The sequence below is a fragment of the Paucisalibacillus globulus DSM 18846 genome (genome assembly GCF_000482485.1).
Classification (GTDB): Bacteria; Bacillota; Bacilli; order Bacillales; family Amphibacillaceae; genus Ornithinibacillus; species Ornithinibacillus globulus.
The window spans coordinates 1-18471 of the sequence record NZ_AXVK01000001.1 but is presented as its reverse complement, the minus strand read 5'-3'; the positions used below and the strand labels follow the sequence as shown (position 1 = coordinate 18471).

20 protein-coding genes, 1 other RNA gene and 1 riboswitch are annotated in these 18471 nt (G+C 36.6%); of the genes, 5 read left to right on the top strand and 16 right to left on the bottom strand.

What is annotated here, in order from left to right; translation table 11 throughout:
* Positions 1-22: 22 nt before the first annotated feature.
* Complete coding sequence (locus K332_RS0100095) at positions 23-301, bottom strand: DUF4190 domain-containing protein (RefSeq protein WP_051359300.1); 279 nt, start codon at positions 299-301, stop codon at positions 23-25.
* 142 nt (positions 302-443) lie between these two features.
* Here K332_RS0100095 and K332_RS0100090 point away from each other — a divergent pair, with 142 nt between their 5' ends.
* The 3 genes from K332_RS0100090 to K332_RS0100080 are packed head-to-tail and all read left to right on the top strand — an operon-like array spanning position 444 to position 2145.
* Positions 444-1052, top strand: coding sequence for a Maf family protein (locus K332_RS0100090; protein ID WP_051359299.1), 609 nt, complete (start codon positions 444-446; stop codon positions 1050-1052).
* Between the two features lie 51 nt (positions 1053-1103).
* Positions 1104-1670: a nucleotidyltransferase family protein gene (locus K332_RS0100085; RefSeq protein WP_026905582.1), complete on the top strand. Its 567-nt coding sequence runs from the start codon at positions 1104-1106 to the stop codon at positions 1668-1670.
* Between the two features lie 10 nt (positions 1671-1680).
* Complete coding sequence (locus tag K332_RS0100080; RefSeq protein WP_026905581.1) at positions 1681-2145, top strand: GNAT family N-acetyltransferase; 465 nt, start codon at positions 1681-1683, stop codon at positions 2143-2145.
* 269 nt (positions 2146-2414) lie between these two features.
* Here the strand turns inward: K332_RS0100080 and K332_RS0100075 are convergent, their stop codons facing one another.
* The 6 genes from K332_RS0100075 to K332_RS0100060 form a co-directional block, all read right to left on the bottom strand.
* A complete protein-coding gene (locus K332_RS0100075; protein WP_026905580.1) occupies positions 2415-2849 on the bottom strand; it encodes a VOC family protein in 435 nt (144 codons plus the stop codon).
* A gap of 139 nt (positions 2850-2988) precedes the next feature.
* Positions 2989-3492: a histidine phosphatase family protein gene (locus K332_RS21725; protein WP_245604611.1), complete on the bottom strand. Its 504-nt coding sequence runs from the start codon at positions 3490-3492 to the stop codon at positions 2989-2991.
* Positions 3489-3941 (bottom strand): GNAT family N-acetyltransferase, encoded by a 453-nt coding sequence (locus K332_RS23165; protein WP_051359297.1) that lies wholly within the window; start codon positions 3939-3941, stop codon positions 3489-3491. Before K332_RS23165 ends, K332_RS21725 begins: the two co-directional genes overlap by 4 nt.
* Positions 3942-4083: 142 nt before the next feature.
* Positions 4084-5040 carry an alpha/beta hydrolase gene (locus K332_RS0100065; protein ID WP_036687901.1) on the bottom strand — a complete coding sequence of 319 codons (957 nt, stop codon included), beginning with the start codon at positions 5038-5040 and terminating at the stop codon, positions 4084-4086.
* A 99-nt stretch (positions 5041-5139) separates the two neighbouring features.
* A complete protein-coding gene (locus K332_RS24635; RefSeq protein ID WP_281170882.1) occupies positions 5140-5265 on the bottom strand; it encodes a hypothetical protein in 126 nt (41 codons plus the stop codon).
* 130 nt (positions 5266-5395) lie between these two features.
* On the bottom strand, positions 5396-5764 hold the full coding sequence (locus K332_RS0100060; protein WP_026905578.1) for a VOC family protein: 369 nt from the start codon (positions 5762-5764) through the stop codon (positions 5396-5398).
* A 148-nt stretch (positions 5765-5912) separates the two neighbouring features.
* On the opposite strand from K332_RS0100060, the gene K332_RS0100055 reads away from it, so the two are divergent.
* On the top strand, positions 5913-6689 hold the full coding sequence (locus K332_RS0100055; protein WP_026905577.1) for an alpha/beta fold hydrolase: 777 nt from the start codon (positions 5913-5915) through the stop codon (positions 6687-6689).
* A gap of 48 nt (positions 6690-6737) precedes the next feature.
* Here the strand turns inward: K332_RS0100055 and ssrS are convergent.
* The 9 genes from ssrS to K332_RS0100015 form a co-directional block, all read right to left on the bottom strand.
* A non-coding RNA gene (gene ssrS, locus K332_RS23480) (6S RNA) lies at positions 6738-6923 on the bottom strand.
* 82 nt (positions 6924-7005) lie between these two features.
* Positions 7006-7254 carry a hypothetical protein gene (locus tag K332_RS0100050; protein WP_026905576.1) on the bottom strand — a complete coding sequence of 83 codons (249 nt, stop codon included), beginning with the start codon at positions 7252-7254 and terminating at the stop codon, positions 7006-7008.
* A gap of 14 nt (positions 7255-7268) precedes the next feature.
* Complete coding sequence (sspL, locus tag K332_RS23475; protein ID WP_084287587.1) at positions 7269-7409, bottom strand: small, acid-soluble spore protein L; 141 nt, start codon at positions 7407-7409, stop codon at positions 7269-7271.
* A 314-nt stretch (positions 7410-7723) separates the two neighbouring features.
* Positions 7724-9337 carry a fatty acyl-CoA synthetase gene (locus K332_RS0100040; protein WP_026905575.1) on the bottom strand — a complete coding sequence of 538 codons (1614 nt, stop codon included), beginning with the start codon at positions 9335-9337 and terminating at the stop codon, positions 7724-7726.
* Between the two features lie 323 nt (positions 9338-9660).
* On the bottom strand, positions 9661-10125 hold the full coding sequence (locus K332_RS0100035) for an RDD family protein (protein ID WP_036687735.1): 465 nt from the start codon (positions 10123-10125) through the stop codon (positions 9661-9663).
* A 12-nt stretch (positions 10126-10137) separates the two neighbouring features.
* A complete protein-coding gene (sppA, locus tag K332_RS0100030; protein WP_026905573.1) occupies positions 10138-11130 on the bottom strand; it encodes a signal peptide peptidase SppA in 993 nt (330 codons plus the stop codon).
* A gap of 299 nt (positions 11131-11429) precedes the next feature.
* Entirely contained in the window at positions 11430-12041 is a 612-nt protein-coding gene (locus K332_RS0100025) for a 3'-5' exonuclease (RefSeq protein ID WP_026905572.1), read from the bottom strand.
* A 112-nt stretch (positions 12042-12153) separates the two neighbouring features.
* Positions 12154-12930: a Cof-type HAD-IIB family hydrolase gene (locus tag K332_RS0100020; RefSeq protein ID WP_026905571.1), complete on the bottom strand. Its 777-nt coding sequence runs from the start codon at positions 12928-12930 to the stop codon at positions 12154-12156.
* Positions 12931-13543: 613 nt separating this feature from the next.
* Positions 13544-17023, bottom strand: a complete 3480-nt coding sequence (locus K332_RS0100015; RefSeq protein WP_051359296.1) for a hypothetical protein — start codon at positions 17021-17023, stop codon at positions 13544-13546.
* Between the two features lie 148 nt (positions 17024-17171).
* Positions 17172-17274: riboswitch (SAM riboswitch) on the top strand.
* A gap of 105 nt (positions 17275-17379) precedes the next feature.
* Between K332_RS0100015 and K332_RS0100005 the strand changes: the two genes are divergently transcribed.
* The gene (locus tag K332_RS0100005) at positions 17380-18117 is read left to right on the top strand and encodes a cyclase family protein (protein WP_026905569.1); all 738 of its coding nucleotides are present in this window, start codon (positions 17380-17382) and stop codon (positions 18115-18117) included.
* Positions 18118-18471 lie beyond the last annotated feature (354 nt).

Genomic DNA, 18471 nt, shown 5'->3' with positions numbered 1-18471 from the left:
CTAAGAACAAAACGAAATTGAATTAATACCAATAATATGGATCTGAAGCAAATAATATCAAACCAAGAATAATAAAGACAATAAGAATTCCCCAAATACAAACACCGACAATGCTTGTTACTCTCCCAGCTATTGCCATGCCTCTACCGCCCTGATTAGTTACAGTAATTTCCTTTAGGCTGCCACTTGCCAAAATTAGTCCAACAATTCCTAGTATCAATCCAAGATAAGGAATTACCACAGACAAAATCCCCAGTACTAAAGCAGCAACTGCTTTTCCATTTGTTTCTTGTGTCTCCACATTACTCCCCCTTTTCCCTCTGTAAATAACATTAATATTAAAATATCAAAGTTTGTCGATTATGTACATAGTAAGTTTATCTTCCTATAACCTTATTTTCATAATGACGCTCATTTGAGTATACTAAATGTAAGAAAAGTTTATGTTAGTTTATAAAGGAGGGTATCACTTGAAGTCTGAATTAATTTTAGCTTCTACATCACCACGGAGAAAAGAACTATTACAACTAGCACAAATTCCATTTGTTATCCAAAAAAAAGGTATCGATGAATCTGTTATAATCACAAATAATCCAGCCAAAAAAGCAGAGCAACTTGCCATACATAAAGCAATGCATGTTGAGTTAACGAACCAACATGATGTAATCTTAGCAGCAGATACTATTGTGGCATATAATGGAGACATTTATGGAAAGCCTAAAAATTATGAAGAAGCTTTTAACATACTATCTAATTTAAGTGGTGAAAAACATGAAGTATATACAGGAGTAGCTATCCACTCAAAAGATAAGCAACTATCATTTGTAGAAAAAACTATTGTAGAATTTTGGCCGCTAAGCACTGAAGAAATTAATGATTATATATTGAGTAATGATCCGTTCGATAAAGCTGGGGCATACGGCATTCAAAGTAATGGAGCTATCCTGGTAAAACAAATAATTGGTGATTACTATAATGTTGTTGGTCTACCTATTTCTCGTGTAGTTCGAGAATTAAAGAAATTCAATATTAACGCTGTCTCTAACTTGTAGTGCTAAAGGCAATATGATTCACTAGTTTGAATGAATAAGAGGGGAAATTAGATGCTTAGAAATAAACAAAATATCATAGAACTCTTTAATAATGATAAGCAAATGATAGCTATTCTTAGAGCTGTCCAAACGTTAAATCTGCCAGACTGGTGGATTTGTGCAGGATTCGTTCGTTCCAAAATTTGGGACGTACTACATGGGTTTTCTCACCCAACCCCGACTGATGATATAGATGTCGTATATTTTGACCCACTCCATACGGAAGAGACCATGGAAAAAGAGTTCGAACAAAAACTTAAAAGTAACTTTCCAAACATACCATGGTCAGTAAAAAACGAAGCTCGAATGCATCATATCAATGGATTAGAACCCTATAAAAATACAATTGATGCTATTTCCAAGTTTCCTGAGACAGTAACTGCTTTAGGAATTAAGCTAGATGAAAATGAGGAACTCAAATTGACAGCTCCACATGGCCTAGAAGATGTCTTGAACATGATCGTTCGTCCAACCCCTTACTTTATAGAATCTGAAGAAAGAATGAAAATCTATTATCATCGTTTGCAGAAGAAAAAATGGCATGACAAATGGAATAATGTTACTTATTTAATAGAGTAGGAGAATGAAAATGACAATAAATATCCAAGCAGTAACACAAGATAATATTAGAGATTGTGTTCGTTTAGAAGTTTCAGAGGATCAAAAGGAGTTTGTAGCTCGTAATATTGCAACCATCGCCTGGGCCTATGTCGACAAAACCTTCACACCCTATGCTATTTATCACGAGGATACCGTTGTTGGAGTTGCTGCTATTGAATATATTCCTGATAATGATACCGAAGATAAACATTGGATTCCACGATTTATGATTGGAGAACAATTCCAAGGTAATGGTTATGGAATCCTTGCCATGAAAGCATTAATTGAGATGATTGCAAAACACGATGATTGTGAGCGAATTCGTTTATCCGTCGTCCCGGAAAATAAGGGAGCGATTGACTTTTATAAAAAAGTTGGATTTCTTTTAACCGAAGATTTGCTAGAAAATGAATTGGTGATGGAGTATTTTGTTAAAAAAGCAATCCAAAGATAAAAGGGCCCAAGCGGCCCCTTTATCTTTGCTTAGGAAATTATAAAAGTAACTGCCTGTGGATATCACTATTTTAACGGCCACGTCTCACTCAGCGCCCAGGGACTAGCGAGACTTCCCTCACCTCATGACACGATAAGTCAACACCGACTCCCTACGGTCGACGTGTTTCCTTTATCTCCTCCGGCTCAGTCCAGTCCGTAGTCCCTAACCGGGCACTTCCGCATTTGTTCTTGAAAAGGTATCAATTAGTTGAATAAGTATTTTAGAGATTACTTGTCATTTTTTTCCTTCCAAAGGCGTATACGTTCTTCATGACTTACTACTTTGTGTATCTGGTGTAACATCCAAATATAACCAAAAGAGTCCATAAACATTGCGTTTGAAATTCCGTAATCAGGTAAATCAGTAACTGGTTGTATCTCTATACAACCCAAACTCATTGCTTTATTATAAGTTTCATTAATATCTGGAACAGAAATATTGAACCAAACTGTTTTTGGATTGTCTTGGGTTGGCGCTATCAGCTCGAATGTTGGATTTTCATCTAACATGTGAAAGCGCGCACCGTAAAGAATAAAGACCGCTTCATTTTCCCCTCTTGGTAAATCCGAAACTTCAACACGTTCAATTTCAAATATTTTTTCATATAATTCCAATGCTTTTAAGCTATCCGAAACAACAAAATCGATTTCGACTCCAATCATAATGGGTACACTCCTTTTAATAAATTCCGATAATTACCCTTTACTTTACCATTTCCCTCTATTTGAATTCTATTATACCTAATCGAATTATATTAAACCGAAAATAGGATCCTTAGGACAACTATCAACGACATTTTCGCTATGCAAATCTCCATAATCGATCAACTTTCACTAATTCTTCCCCATCAAATTCCATTCTGTAAATATCTGGTTTTGATATATGGAGTAAAAAGTCTAAATCATATTTACTATCATAATACCCCATCACTAATGTCATGATTACTGCATGAGTTCCTATTACTACCTTCTGACCACGATATATTTTTAGTATTCCTTTTATTATCTCCATAGCTCTTCTCTGACAGTCCTTATTTGACTCCGCTTCAGGAAAACTGAAATTCGGGTCAGAAAATGATGTCCGTATTAATGGTAATAATTCCTTATCATCTATTCGCTTTTCCTCTCGAATAAACACTCTCTCCTTAAGATCTTCAATAACCAAAACTCTTTGTCCCAGTCGTTCTGCTAATTCCTGTACAGTTAAGACTGCCCGTTTGTATGGACTGGAGATAACAGTGTCGATATCTTCTTCTAATAAGACTTTAGTTATTTGTCTCTTATCAGAATGTCCTTGTGTAGTCAAATCCCTAATTCTTTCATCCCCAACTTTTTCTTTTCAAGAACAACCTCATCTTCCATGTTGTAATCACTACACAAATATGTATGAATTGCTGCATTATTTCTCTTTCCGGTCAATATCCTTATACTTGTAACTCCACGTTCAACAAGCTTTTTCTCTAATAAAGCTATCATCAAGCTCGCAAGCCCCATTCGTCTTGTATTTTCTTCCACATACATCTCAGTAATTTCACCATGTCCGTTCGCATAACAGAAGGACTGAACACTTTGTGCACATGCAAAACCTACCAATCTATCATTTAGTGTTGCTACTACAATTATTTCATCGTTGTTCCGCATACTATCCCTTATCATATCGGGATTTACTCTTTCTCCACCATTAAATTCTTGATTTAGTCTAGAGAGTTCCGCTGCGTCCTTTTCTGTTGCAAGTCTTATCGTTTTGATTACCATGTGATCCTCCATATGTTTTTATTCATAGCTTTTTTAACGTTGCAAAATCCCACTTCTAGAAAAAGATTTCACAACCCAACAACAAATAATTAAATAGAACTAGCAAATATCATAGGATAGCGTTGCCCAAAAGTAGCTTCCACTAGTTTTCCATAATTTTATCAATAAACTCTTGTAATCTTTCCTGAAACTCCTCTGTAGCAATAGAATATGCCTTTGTATGTCCAGCATCTGGCACAATCCAAAGTTCCTTCTCTCCACCCGCAGCCTCGTATAGTTCATATGCCATTTCGGTTGGTACTAACTCGTCCGCGTCACCATGGATAATGAATAATGGTCTTGTATTCTTTTCTACCTGTTCAATTGCTGAAGCTTCACCGAAGAAATAGCCTGCTCGAACCTTGGTAATCATGCTAGTAACATCTAAGATTGGAAATGCAGGTAGGTGATATAAATGTTTTAATTGATGTTTCAACTCTTCTTTAACCATTGTATAACCACTATCAGCAACTATACCTTTTACCTTGTCCGGCAGTTCTTCCCCACTTGTCATTAGTACTAAAGAAGCCCCCATTGAATTTCCATGTAATACTATTTGCTCTGCACCGTGCTTTTCAATTAGTAAATCAATCCACTTTACATAGTCAAGTCTATCATGCCAACCATAGCCAATATAATCCCCTTCGCTTTCCCCGTGACCTCTGGAATCAGGCATTAATACATCGAAACCTTGATCATAATAAAATTTCACCAAATCATCCATATGATCTCGGTTCCCACGGTAGCCATGAGCAAGAATTACAACTTTCCCTGTATCCATTTCATTTTCAAAAAATCCAGCCTTTAATCGTAAATCATCATAGGAAAGAATCTCCAAGATTTCCGGGTCCTGATTGGAATACCATTTTTCTGCTTCTTCAATGATAGATAGATCGGTTTGACTTGCTGCAGCATTTACTGTTTCCGATTCACTATGTAATTCTACTTCGGTACCACGCTTTATGCCTTCACTATAAAAATAATTCCCTCCTATGAATAGTCCAATAATAAATAATCCTACAATACTCCCCAGGACAACTCCTAATTTCTTCTTCAACATATTTCCCCCTGATAATGCAAATAATAGTAACTTTTCTAATAATTCTACCATGTAAAAAGGGATTTCTCATTATATAAAGAGAAATCCCTTTTTTATTATTTAGGAAATAATAAAAGTCTCTGCCTGTGGATAATTAATCAGGAATGGCCACGTCCAGCTCCAGCACCCAGCGACTATTGGACTTCCTTCACCTCCGTACGATAAGTCAACATCGACTCTCTTCATTCGTCTTGTTTCCTTTATCTCCTACGGGGAATGGACTGCTAAATCCCCCACTTTGCGTGGCAACGCAGTCCCACCCTGCATGGCAGGGCGCAGTCCATACGTCGCTAACCGGGCTCTTGCGCTTTTGTTCTTATTCCCACTCTAAAAACTCTAACCGATTTCCGAATGGATCATACAAATAAAATCGATTTGCACCAGGGAGTTCCATATCCACTTGATACACGACTCGTTTCTCATCCAAATACTTTTTCATTTCCTCAATATCCTTTACTCTAATTGCTGGATGTGCTTTCTTTGCCGGTTGAAAAGGTTCTTCAATTCCAATATGAATGGGAATGACACCATTTGAAAACCAAACCCCACCACGCCTTTTCAAATTCTCTGGCTTTTCTATTTCGGAAAAACCAAGTAAGCCCTCATAAAATTTGCGTGCCTCTTCTTCCCCATCTTTTGGAGCAGCCAACTGTACATGGTCCAATTGTTCATAATGAAAATTCATCCAATCCCCTCCCTTATTAATTTAATCATATATGTTTATGAAGATAACTTAAAATACTAAAAACGAATACCACTTGAAAGATTTTACTTATCACTTACTATTCAGAGAACTATGATAAGATAAGAGTAGTAAATTTGTGAAGGTGGACATCAAATTGGACTATAAAGAATATGGGAAAGAAAATGTACCACTGATGGTATTTCTCCACGGTGGTGGAGTGAGTGGCTGGATGTGGGATGAACAAATTAAGTATTTTTCCTCAAGTTATCATTGTTTAGTTCCAGATTTACCAGGGCACGGATTAAGTAAGCATGAACATTTTTCAATAAAAGATAGTGCAGAAAAGATAATGGAATTGATCAATCACAAGAGATCTCAAGAACCAGTTATAGTAATCGGATTCTCTTTAGGAGCTCAAATCCTAGTTAAAATGTTAAGTTTAGCTCCGGAGTTAATTAACTATGCAGTGATCAATAGTGCTCTTGCGAAACCAATGAAATCTAGCTTCAACATACTAAAGCCGTTGTTCAAATTATCCTTTCCTCTGACTAAATTAAGATCATTCGCAAAGCTTCAATCAAAGGTTCTATACATACAAGAAAAGCAATTCGAATTTTATTATAAAGAAAGTAAGGAAATTACATTAGATACTTTCATGCAGGTTATGAAAGAAAATATGTCCTTTCATGTTCCCGGACAGTATTCTGTTACAAAAACTAAACTACTTGTCACAGTCGGAGAAAAGGAAAAGAAAATAATGCATAGGTCATGCATTGAACTTATACAAAAAAATTCTAATAGCACGGGAATCATCATTCCAAATGTTGGACACGGTATCTCATTAGCCAATCCGGATTTTTTTAACAAAATGGTAAAAGATTGGATCACAACAGAAACCTTACCTAACAACATTAAAGAATTGTAAACAAAAATGACCAGTCTCCCGTAGGAAACTGGTCGGCTTAATTCTTTAGTAAGAGCCACCTATGCCGTATTTGTCATAAAAAGTTTTAAACCACCACTTCACTAAGTGGGTGTTCGCAGAAACCTTCCTGCCTTCCGCTAATTCAAGCGGCACGGCATTAGAGCTTCAATTTAAAACTCCCTATTATTACATTAGAGGTTAAAACTTAGTAAAATACGTACATCGTAGCTTGTACTCTTATATTACTATTTTGGTTGCAAAATATCAATGCCAATGTTATCCAATTGACTAAAATAGGCTATTCATCCTATGCTTACTAAAAGATGAGTTCATATACTTCACGTAACTGCTCGACCCGAAGATCATCTTGAACATTTTCAGCATAGCCAATTTCACGTTCTAGGATTTTGTTTAAATACTGCATTTCCCTATCGTCTAAATCCTCAACAAATTCTTCTTCACTTTGATAGTCCTTATTTTGTAGTTTTTGATGAATAGACTGACTCCACTCATTACCCTCGTAATTGGATAATGATTCACGTAAGTATAGAAGTGTATCGTCGATTGTCCTCACCTGCTTTAAACTTTAGTATTCTTTTTCTTTGCTCGATCTTCCAACTGCGACTTAGGACGGTGATCTGCGGTTTCTTCAGTTAGACCTTGAGGATTAACACTTGAAACAGCACGTTTCTTACTCCAAACATCACTTTTTTCTGCCAATTAGGACACCTCCATTTATTATTATTACTAAAATGGAGTGGTTTATCCAAATTGATCATAGAGAATTTGTCAAAAATAAATCTGATATTGTCTTTAATAAAGTTGCGTTTCCCATTAACAAATTATGCTAGTTTTTTCTAAAACGTTCGTAATATGGGTTATTATCTGTATTCACCTCAGCGTGTTAATGAGAATAATCCTAGGTATTTAGAAAAATAGGGGTACAAGTTATATACCCTTTCTATATTACATTAAACATACCTCCTAAAAAAAGAAGCAGGACCATTATGTATGGTCCACGCTCCTTACTCCGTTTACTCTTCTTCACCTAACCCCTCATATTCATCACGCAACTCACGCTTTAACACTTTTCCACTTGGATTCTTAGGAAGTGAATCAGCAAATGCAACATATTTTGGCACTTTAAACTTAGACAACGTATCACGGCAAAATTCAACTACATCCTCTTCCATTAGGCTAGTTCCTTCTTTCACAACAATAATCGCTGTTACCGCTTCAATCCAATACTTATCAGGAATCCCAATTACTGCAACCTCCGAAACCCCTTCTAGCTGGTAAATTGTTTCCTCAACTTCTCGACTGGAGACATTGACACCACCAGTATTAATCATATCTTTTTTCCGGTCTACAATAGTAATATATCCTTCTTCATCCATTACACCAAGGTCTCCACTATGGAACCATCCACCACGAAATGCTTCTGCCGTTTTTTCTGGATCAAATAAATAACCCTTCATAGCATGGGGTGTACGGTGCACAATTTCACCTATCTCCCCACAAGGAACCTCTTGATCATTTTCATCCACAATTTTTGTTTGCATATTTAATGTTGGTTTTCCAGCAGAACCAAGTTTGCTTAATTGGTCCTTAGGTTGCAATGCAGTTGCAAGTGGAGCTACTTCTGTTTGCCCGTAGAAATTCCAGAATCTCGCATTTGGTAGTCGAACAGATAGCTCCTTCAATATTTCCATTGGCATAATTGCAGCACCATAATAACATTTTTCCAAAGTTGATAAATCACGCATATCAAATTCAGGATGTCTTAACAAGGCAATCCAAACTGTCGGTGGACAAAATAGCTGTGTTGCCCCTTCCTTTTCAATGGTACGTAAAATCACTTCCGGACTAGCCCCATCAAGAATAATTCCACTTGACCCCAAATAGATGCTTGGACCCAAGAAACAATGTAGTTGAGCACTATGATACATTGGCAAAGCATGAATCAATACATCACCTTCAGCCATATTCCCATCCACAATGCAACTAACATATTCACTAACAATACTCTTATGTGTCAGCATAACTCCTTTTGGCCTTGATTCAGTACCACTTGTATATAAAACATGAGCCAAGTCGTCATCAGATAAATCAGCATCTACGAAGTTAGTTGGTTGGTCCATACGAATATCACGTAGCGCTATCCATTCTTCAAGTCTTCCGTCAAGTATATCTGATTCTTCTATATCCATTAAGTAACGAAAGCGTATATCCATCCCGTTAGATGCCTGATCAAGTACTTGTGCATATTCTCCCGAAGCAATTAACCCACAAGCTCCTGCATGCCCTAATATAAAAGCAACAACGTCATGTGTTAGCATATAGTTGATTGGAATCATAACTGCTCCTATTCGAGCAAGAGCGAAATTAACTAGAACAAAATCTAAGCTATTCTTTGACATGACGGTAATCATATCGCCTTTTTTCATTCCTTGATTTTGAAAAGCTTGGGCAGTCTGATTCACTAAGTCATCTAATTCTTCGTAATTCAAGCGCTTGTCCCGATATGCAAGGGCAAATTTATCGGGCATCCTATCTCTTGTTCTCGCCAGTAGATCTCCTAATGTATTTCTACGGGCACGTTCAAGTAACCTATCGAGTCCATCAAAAACATTTGAATCTGTGTTCATCTCTCCCAACTCCTCCAAATAGTTTGTTGTTTTATCTACATAAGATTCTATTTATTATTTTAATTCAGATAATTACTAGTAGCAATACTCCTGTCAAAACTTCATGATATTCGCTATATTTCGAGCTTACAAGCCACTCTATTTCAGTCCGGATTTGATGGGAAACGATGTATAGGAGTGTTTCATTCTTCATTTCAGCCGGGAACTGAGTACGAAATTATGTATTAGATTCCCTCCCCTTCAAATTACTGCCAAACTACCCTTGAGATATTATCTTATTAAAAAGATAAGAAGACACGGCCTTATCAACCGTGTCTTCCCTTCTATCTATCATATATAACTCTTGTATCTGCAATCATATCGTGCAATCCTTGCTTTTCATCCATAAATCCAACAATGATATACAATACCATTAGGAACCAAAATGCTCGATAAATAAATCTGCCAACCAGCTCCCTAAATAGAACATCACTCCATCTAAGTGGCTCTTCATTTTCACGAACGACCTTTATGCCAAGAATCATTTTTCCAACAGTTTGTCCAAAAAACTTTGTCATCAATACAAAGTATGCATAAAAGACAATGGCACTAACAATCCCGGGAACCGTCCATATCCCAACACTTATTGCAATACCTTCGTTGACAAATTTAAATGGCGAAAGCAAAATACCGTTCAAGCTACTTATAACAATTAAATCAATGAGAAATGCCCAAAGTCGCATCCAAAACCCAGCATAACGTTGCTCCGAAACACGGGCCTCATTTGCATATATCACATGTTCACTCAAAATAAGCCCTCCTTAATTAGAGTACAAATACATCGCTCTTGGTGTATTAGATTCCTGAACAATTTCTAGCATGTTAACTAATTCTTCATCTTTACCAATAATGCTTTGTACAGACATTCCAAATACACTTTCCCAACCAAGTGGGTTATTATATTTTACAACTTCAGCATTACCCAGTTCATAATCTTCTTTCATCAAGGCAATCGTATCATCTAAAGAACCCAGTTCATCTACTAACCCATTTTCCTTCGCTTGGTTACCAGTGTACACTCGTCCATCGCCAAGTTCACGTACCTTCTCTTCAGACATACCTCTTCCATCGACAATTACCTGAACAAAATCGCCATACATATCATCGATCATTTCCTGTAGTAGCACACGTTCTTCATCTGTCATTTCTCTAAAAGTAGACATGATGTCTTTATATTCTCCACTTTTAATTGTGTTAAATTCAATCCCCAACTTATCCGTTAAACCAGAAAGATCATATCCTTGCATGATGACACCAATTGACCCCGTTAATGTTGCAGGATGCGCAATTATCTTATCTGCTGGGGCAGAAATATAATATCCACCCGATGCTGCAGTATTCCCCATCGACACGTATATTGGCTTTTCATATTCTGCTTGAATCTCTAAAATTTTGTCATGAACCTCAGCACTTTCCACAACACCACCACCTGGTGTGTTCACTCGTAAAATAATCCCCTCCACATTGGAATCCTTTCCTGCCTCATCAAGCATTTCTAAAAACTGCCTGTGATTGTAGGAAGTTGTATTGATTAAACTACTTGGCGCTGTATCTTGAATTACTCCATCTAGATTTAGTACAACAATTTTGCCATTCATTCCCTCTTCAATTACTTCCTCTTGAAATTTACTTTCTGGAAAAGCAAATAATTGTTCAAAATTTGTACTTGCAATACTCGTCATAAATTGAAATCCCATCGAAACAAAAAATAAAACAGCCGCAGCAAGTATCGCAAACCAACGTTTCTTATTCATGAAAAATCCTCCTATTTTACCAAAAATATGTATAGTACAAAGAATACACTATTTATTTACGGATTTCTAATTATTGCTCAGCTAGCATTTTCTAAAAACTATTTAGACAATAATAAATAATCATTTTACAAAATGGGACAATTAAATTACGCCATTTATAGTCTGAAACTGGATAACATGATTTGGTCATATATCAGGTACGATCAATCCTAGTTGAATCAAGGTACTGATTTATAAATTGAAATTAGAAAAGTTATATATAATAAAGGAGAAGCGTACCCTATTACGCTTCTCCTTTATTATATATACAACTTCGTATGCTTTTTCGTCCGCTTTACCTTAGGAGGATAATATCCTCTATCATAAATCCTACCTTTTGTAATTTTGCAACGTTCTAAAAATAATTCAATCGAATCCACTTCAAAAGATTCCATCGCTTTCTGCATCACCTTAGCTGCAACCCTGGCATCCTCTAGTGCATCATGGTGCTTAAATAAAATACCGTGATGTGCTGCCAATGTATTCAATTTATGATTCTCCATCTCTGGCCAAACTTGCTTGGCAATATTTGCTGTACAAAGATAATCCATCTCTGGATAAGATAGTCTGTCACGGTCTAATGTTTGACGGATAACACTCATGTCAAAACTTGCATTATGTGCAACAACAAGATTACCTGCCAAATAGCTATTCATCGTTGGCCAGAGCTCAGAAAATGTCATCGAATCCATAACGTCTTCTTCATGAATTCCATGTACACGTATATTGAATGGATTAAAATATGTTTCTGGATTTATTAAACTATAATATTCATCTAGTATTTCCGTTTCATTCGCAATAACTATACCAACCGCACACGGACTACTTCTTTTTTCATTTGCAGTTTCAAAATCAATAGATACAAAGTTCATCGCACGACATTCCTTTTCGTAAAAAAACTTTACATTTATCATAACATGTCTTGTACTTTACCGTAACCCAAAAAATGCTACCACTCAAAAAGCGAGCGGTAGCATTCCAATTTTATAGTAATCCAACCATCTTCAACCCGTGATAAATTCCGTCCTCATCAACAGACTTGGTCACATATTTCGCACAAGCTTTAGCTTCATCTACCCCATTTTCCATAGCAACACTATTCTTTATCATGGAAAGCATTTCTAAATCATTTAATCCATCACCAAACGCATACACACGCTCTGCAGGAATTTGCAACTTTTCTAATGCCTTTTTTATCCCATTAGCTTTAGAACCACCACTTGGCAAGACATCTGTTGAAACGGAATGCCAACGAATAAAATCAAATTCAGGAAAATCATCAATATATTGTTTCTCTTCCGCTTCTCCACAAAATAAGAGGGTTTGGTAAATATCATTATCCTGATAATACAACGGATCATGTGTTGGCAAACCAACCTTTAACGTGGAAACACTTTCTGTGATATATGGATGCTCAGGAACATTTGCCTTCATCACCTCTGGATCTAAATAAACAACTGGATGACCATTCGCTAAGGCATCATCAGAAAGTTTTTTCAGAGTAGATTTAGAGAGTGGATTAGCATAGACTACTTGTCCTTCTACCACTACATACTGCCCGTTATAGCTTATAAATGAGTTAATTCCTAACTTTTCTCGAAGTTCTTTGTACATAAAGGGGCCTCGACCTGTTGCAATTGCGACAATGTGCCCCTTCCTTTTCAACTCATGAATAGCTTCCATAGTAGAACTTGGTAATTCCTTATTTTGATCAAGTAACGTACCATCGATATCAAAGAAAATAACGCTTTGTTGTGTCATTGATATGCTCCTTTTTATCTTCTTATCATACTATCCCTCATTCTAACCTATGAAAGGCTTTTCAAGTCAAATAAAACTAAAAGAAGCTTGGAAAACCAAGCTTCTCAATAAATTAAATGGCTGTTTAATAAGATCGTTGTTTAATTACTCTTTTTGTATAGACTGTGCGGTAACTTTTTTAGGATAGTGCTATCATACCGCTCCGGCAGAATACTCCGCTTTCCGCGGGCACGGCCTCAGCCTCCTCGCGGAAAAACCACCGCTGCGGGGTCTTCGGACACGTGCTGTTCCCGCAGGAGTCTCCGTATTCTACCTGCGCTCGTTAGAGTTTCCTAAGTATTTATTGTTTTATCACATGTTTTCAGTAATAAGTGCTGTCAATCTTTTTCAATATACATCAGCGGGGGAAATACACGTAGACTCCTGTGGGAGGACAGGCCTAGGTGAGACCCCGCAACGACGAAGGAGTGAGGAGGCTCTCCAGCCGCCCACGGAAAGCGAAGTGTATTTCCCCCGCGGGTGCGTTGCTCAACAAAAATAATTAGTTACCGCGCAGTTTCCATCGACTGCGAAAATAAAAAGCAAAGAAACTTTATGAAAATAGCCAATTAAATTATTCCCACTTTTTAATTCGATCAATCACATTTTTCTTAAACTTTGCAACCAAGGTCTCTTTTCCTTCTGAGCTTTTTTGCTTTTGCCATTCATTATAGCTTGCAACAGCAATTAATATGGAACCCGCAATGAGTAGGTAACCCCACCAAGGTAGTTTCCCCCAATATGGTCTTGTTTGCATGAAGACATTGAATAAAAGTACCCCTGCACCGATAAAGAAGAAAGATTTCATCTGATACATCATTCCGGCAAGAAGTGATGCTAGTGATAGCACACCAACAATTAATGCATCGTAAATCGTGTTACTTGCTAGACCGTCTTGAACAAGTAGTAATGCAACAATGACTAACACGGCCCACTGAATATATCCAGTAACTGCTTTGTTATCCTTCATAACATAATTCTTGAGGCCAATGACAACGGCAATCCAAGGTAAGACATAAAACTCTCTTTCAAACAATGCAGGTAGTTCGAAATGTCCGAGCATGGCATAATATGGCTGTAACAGATAAACAAATGCAGCAAATGTCAGCCATTTGGATGGAATATCTGCAACCCTTTTCCTATTCAAGAATAACAGTGTGACGATTAAAATACCTGGTAGTATCTTATTTATTAAACCACCATCATAACTAAACTGATAAAGATTATAGAAAACTAGTACCGCTAAAATAGTATACCAATCGATTTTAAAATAACCTTTCTTTAATTGATACAACGAATTATAGAGTACCCTTCCCATAATCATTAAGACAACACCAAATAGTGCATGTTGAATAGATATCTCATAATCTGTCCAATATTCAGCAACATCAAAATTCGCCACCGCAGCATAGAGTAATAACAATGGAATAATTGATAAAACATCCCATTTCATTCGATGAATAACGAATAATACAAGTACCCCATACAGAACCGTTATGATAAATAACAATAGGTCATAAGAATAGCTGATAATAAAACTCAACATACCTATACTTGAAAACGGAAGGAAATAATAAATAATACGTTTCTTCCAAATCTCACTACCCGTAAACCAACCAATGAATAACAGGATACTCATCATTAAGAAAGTATATGAAATATAATCCTGCCACTCCAGTTTAGTAAAGGCTAATAAAATAAATAACCATAATGTCGAACAACCCGCATAAAAGAATGTGTTAATTTTCCATTCAGATTTCATCAATCTGACAGTCATTCCATACGTGATAGTTGCAATTAAAAATGCCCATATTGCATCTTCCCCGCTACTAAGCAAACTCAACAATAACGCAATTGGCATAAATAGTTGACCAACCCAATAAAATGCTTTTGTTAGTCGTTCTTCCTTATTTCCAATAGCATGCCCAATTCCCAATAGCATGAGTGCTCCAACTACAAATTCAACCCAATTAAACACCTCAGGAATTTGATTAGATTGATCATGAACTAGTATTAGTACACTTAGGTAAAAGGTCATAGTCATACCACTTATTACATAAGGAATAACAGGCCAATTTGTTTTTCGGTAAAGTAGATATGCCATTCCAATTCCACCAAGCGTAATCAAAGCTCTCATACCTGGATCCGTTCCAAATCCAAGACTAAATAGAGTACCGAATCCATAGAAGATTTGAGAAATATAAAAACTACTAGTTGAGAAACTATCTTTTTTCTGCATTTTCCAAAGGTAACTTGCAGCTAACACGATTAAACTCCCTAGAATGACTTCCTCAACAGTAATAGGACTAACCATATACAACATTTCATTCTTTATATTGAAATGATGGTATAAAGTTGTCGCCGCTAATCCCAGAGTAACTCCATGCATCCACGGTGCAATTTGTACTAATGCATCGCGAGTTTCATATCGTTCCATAATAATGGCTAAGCCAGCAAGTAGAAATAGCATGATACTTAAATCTAGCCTCGTTAAATCGATGGCTCCAATCAATAAACTAAATAGAAGAATTAAACCACTAATATCCCTAGTGCTTACCATTAATGGCTGCCATAATTTTATTTTCACCAAACAGCCTCCAAATAGGTAAAGTACTACTAATAGTATAAAAAACGGCAGGATGATAGATTCATATCCAAACCATTCCTCACCCAGTAAAGCTAGCTGATACATAGCACTAACTAAGAAGATTGGACTTAAATATGCGAAAAGCTGATTTCTCACAGTGGAAGCAAGATAAGCAAAGTTTAATGCAATAATGACATAAGAAATCACTAATACAATAGAACCTTCCTCCATATGGATTAGCATTCCTTCAAAACTGATATATGTAAATGCTAACGAAGATACAATTGCACTAGTAATTTGGAAAACTTTCTGTAAAGAACCACTGTCTTTTACAAGTTTTGGTATGCTTAAGAAAATTATCCCGAGTAATGCATAAGCTATCTCTCCTACACCTTCCAAAATTGAATTTTCTACTAGTTGATACGCACCATATATAATCATAGCTGTGAATACAAAATGATAGGATTTATGATTTGTTACAAAGATCATCGAGAAATAGATAATAGCAGTTAACAGTAAGTTAAAACTATACATTAATTCATTATCATAAAATACTAGCATTAATAAGGTAGATAGAATAAGATTAACCTGAATAAAAGGGATAAACTCATTCACAAATTGCTTTAGCTTCTTCGTGTTTCTAAGGCTTCTATAGACAAAAATAAGTACTGCGTTATACAGCATAATCCCTAAATAAAAACCATCTATTGGAGGGTACAATGCTGCAATTAATAATCCAGTAAAAACACTTAAAGATATGTACGAAAACCATACATACATTCTTGATGATAGTTTTATAGCAAAGTAAACATAAATAGGTAATAGGATTAGGGTCCCGATTGCCCCGAATAGGAACTTCCCTTCTCCTGAAAAGGACAAATAACTACCAAACAGTTCAAAATACCCCGCAGACACTACAACAATTGGTAAGAATAAGCTACCTAACACTAAGAAAGCAAAAGCAGTCTTCTTTATATGAAGAACACGATTCGTTAACCATGCCAAGGCAAAAAACAGAACAGAAACCGCTGTAATTAATCCAGTTTTCATCCAGTTCCCTAGAATATCCCATGTACTGGTTGCTAGCACTAATCCACCCAAAAGAACAAGAATTACTCCTAGATTAAGTGCCCAGGTAATATTTCTTTCCCGCGCTTGTTGTTCTGTTAATGTTTTCTTTGTTGGTTTACTTACTGGTTGAATGACAGGTTCAGAAATAATTGGTTCTTTGGAGGTATTTTCCTCCACACCTTGTTTTACTACATTAACTTGAGGCTCGACCTTTGGTTGTTGTGGTTTCTCTATTTCCTGTTTAATCTGATTTACTTTAGGCAAACTTTTATAATACTTTGTATGAGCATTAACAAGTTTTGCAGCAATATCCATCGATATGTACCGCGCTTTTACCAAACGATGGAGCTCTTCACGAACGATTTCCCTTTTTTCTTCCGGACTAAGCTGTGTCACTACACACCCACCCTTCATTAACTTTTCTACATTTATCATATCAATATATCAAAACATATTCACTATAATTTTAAATTTACGGAAATTTCACTCTTGACATTATTCACTCAAAGGGATAAAGTGAATTCTAACAATTAAATTACCGATACTCTTATCAAGAGAGGTGGAGGGACTGGCCCTTTGAAGCCTCGGCAGCGGACTCATTATGAGTACTGTGCCAATTCCAGAAGTGTAATGCTTGAAGATAAGAAGGGGACCCATAATATGATTTATAAACCTCTTCTTATTCTTGAGAAGAGGTTTTTTGATTGTAAAAAAATTATGAGGTGATATTGATGTCAAAAGAGATTGTTAAAATTTCAAATGACTTATTAAAAGCAATTGCGTTATTGAAAGAGAAAGAATGGGTTGATCTAACACATACCTTTGGACCTGAGTCCCCACATTTTTCTGCATTTCAGTCTGCAGAATTTAAAACCTTATTTACGCATGATGATGGATTCTTTGCCCAAAGTTTTACATTTCCAGGGCAGTATGGCACTCATTTGGATGCACCTATCCACTTTGTTCGGGAGCAAAGATATCTAGAAGACTTAGAATTGAAGGAATTAGTTTTACCGCTAGTTGTTATTGATAAATCCAAGGAAGCTTCGATTGATAATGATTTTACCCTTTCTGTAGAAGATATCCATTCTTTTGAAAAAGAACATGGGGAGATTGAGTCCGGTAGCTTTGTAGCACTACGAACAGACTGGAGTAAACGCTGGCCAGATCACGAATTATTTAATAATAAAGATGAAGAAGGAAATGCCCACGCACCAGGTTGGGGATTAGAATCCCTAAAGTTCCTCTTTGAAGAAAGAAAAATTAAAGCCGTGGGGCATGAAACATTTGATACAGATTCCGCAATCGATTTTCAACAAAATGGCGCTCTTTTAGGTGAATACTATGTACTGGAACAAGACACTTACCAAGTGGAGCTACTTACCAACCTAGACAAGGTACCCGCAAAAGGAGCCGTAATTTTCAATATTGTTCCAAAAGCTGAGAAAGCATCTGGATTTCCAGTAAGATCATTTGCATTATTACCGTAATTTTCACTAATTATCTATGTCCGTTTTCGTAAAGTTTATTGTTTTTTCACAGTTGATGGAAACTATGCGGTAACTTAACTTAGGATTTTGAGTTGAGCATCTAACTCCGCTCCGGAAATACACTCCGCTTTCCGCGGGCGGCTGGTGAGCCTCCTCGTGCTACGCACTGCGAGGTCTCACCTATGCCTATCCTCCCGCAGGAGTCTCCGTGTATTTCCTACGCTGGTAGTGAATTAGAATTATTGTACGTAATTACTGAAAAAATGCGTTACAAACAATCCATAACTCGGAAACTCTAACTAGCGCAGGCAGAATACGTAGACTCCTACGGGAACAGCACGTGTCCGAAGACCC

What these genes read in the sequence shown, in the direction of transcription:
- K332_RS23165 (WP_051359297.1), bottom strand. Translation starts at nt 3,941, where the DNA reads ATGGTAATCAAAACGATAAGACTTGCAACAGAAAAGGACGCAGCGGAA.
- K332_RS0100085 (WP_026905582.1), top strand. Translation starts at nt 1,104, where the DNA reads ATGCTTAGAAATAAACAAAATATCATAGAACTCTTTAATAATGATAAG.
- K332_RS24635 (WP_281170882.1), bottom strand. Translation starts at nt 5,265, where the DNA reads ATGAAGAGAGTCGATGTTGACTTATCGTACGGAGGTGAAGGAAGTCCA.
- K332_RS0100090 (WP_051359299.1), top strand. Translation starts at nt 444, where the DNA reads ATGTTAGTTTATAAAGGAGGGTATCACTTGAAGTCTGAATTAATTTTA.
- K332_RS0100025 (WP_026905572.1), bottom strand. Translation starts at nt 12,041, where the DNA reads ATGAACTTTGTATCTATTGATTTTGAAACTGCAAATGAAAAAAGAAGT.
- sppA (WP_026905573.1), bottom strand. Translation starts at nt 11,130, where the DNA reads ATGAATAAGAAACGTTGGTTTGCGATACTTGCTGCGGCTGTTTTATTT.
- K332_RS0100060 (WP_026905578.1), bottom strand. Translation starts at nt 5,764, where the DNA reads ATGAATTTTCATTATGAACAATTGGACCATGTACAGTTGGCTGCTCCA.
- K332_RS0100065 (WP_036687901.1), bottom strand. Translation starts at nt 5,040, where the DNA reads ATGTTGAAGAAGAAATTAGGAGTTGTCCTGGGGAGTATTGTAGGATTA.
- K332_RS0100080 (WP_026905581.1), top strand. Translation starts at nt 1,681, where the DNA reads ATGACAATAAATATCCAAGCAGTAACACAAGATAATATTAGAGATTGT.
- K332_RS0100020 (WP_026905571.1), bottom strand. Translation starts at nt 12,930, where the DNA reads ATGACACAACAAAGCGTTATTTTCTTTGATATCGATGGTACGTTACTT.
- K332_RS0100040 (WP_026905575.1), bottom strand. Translation starts at nt 9,337, where the DNA reads ATGAACACAGATTCAAATGTTTTTGATGGACTCGATAGGTTACTTGAA.
- K332_RS0100075 (WP_026905580.1), bottom strand. Translation starts at nt 2,849, where the DNA reads ATGATTGGAGTCGAAATCGATTTTGTTGTTTCGGATAGCTTAAAAGCA.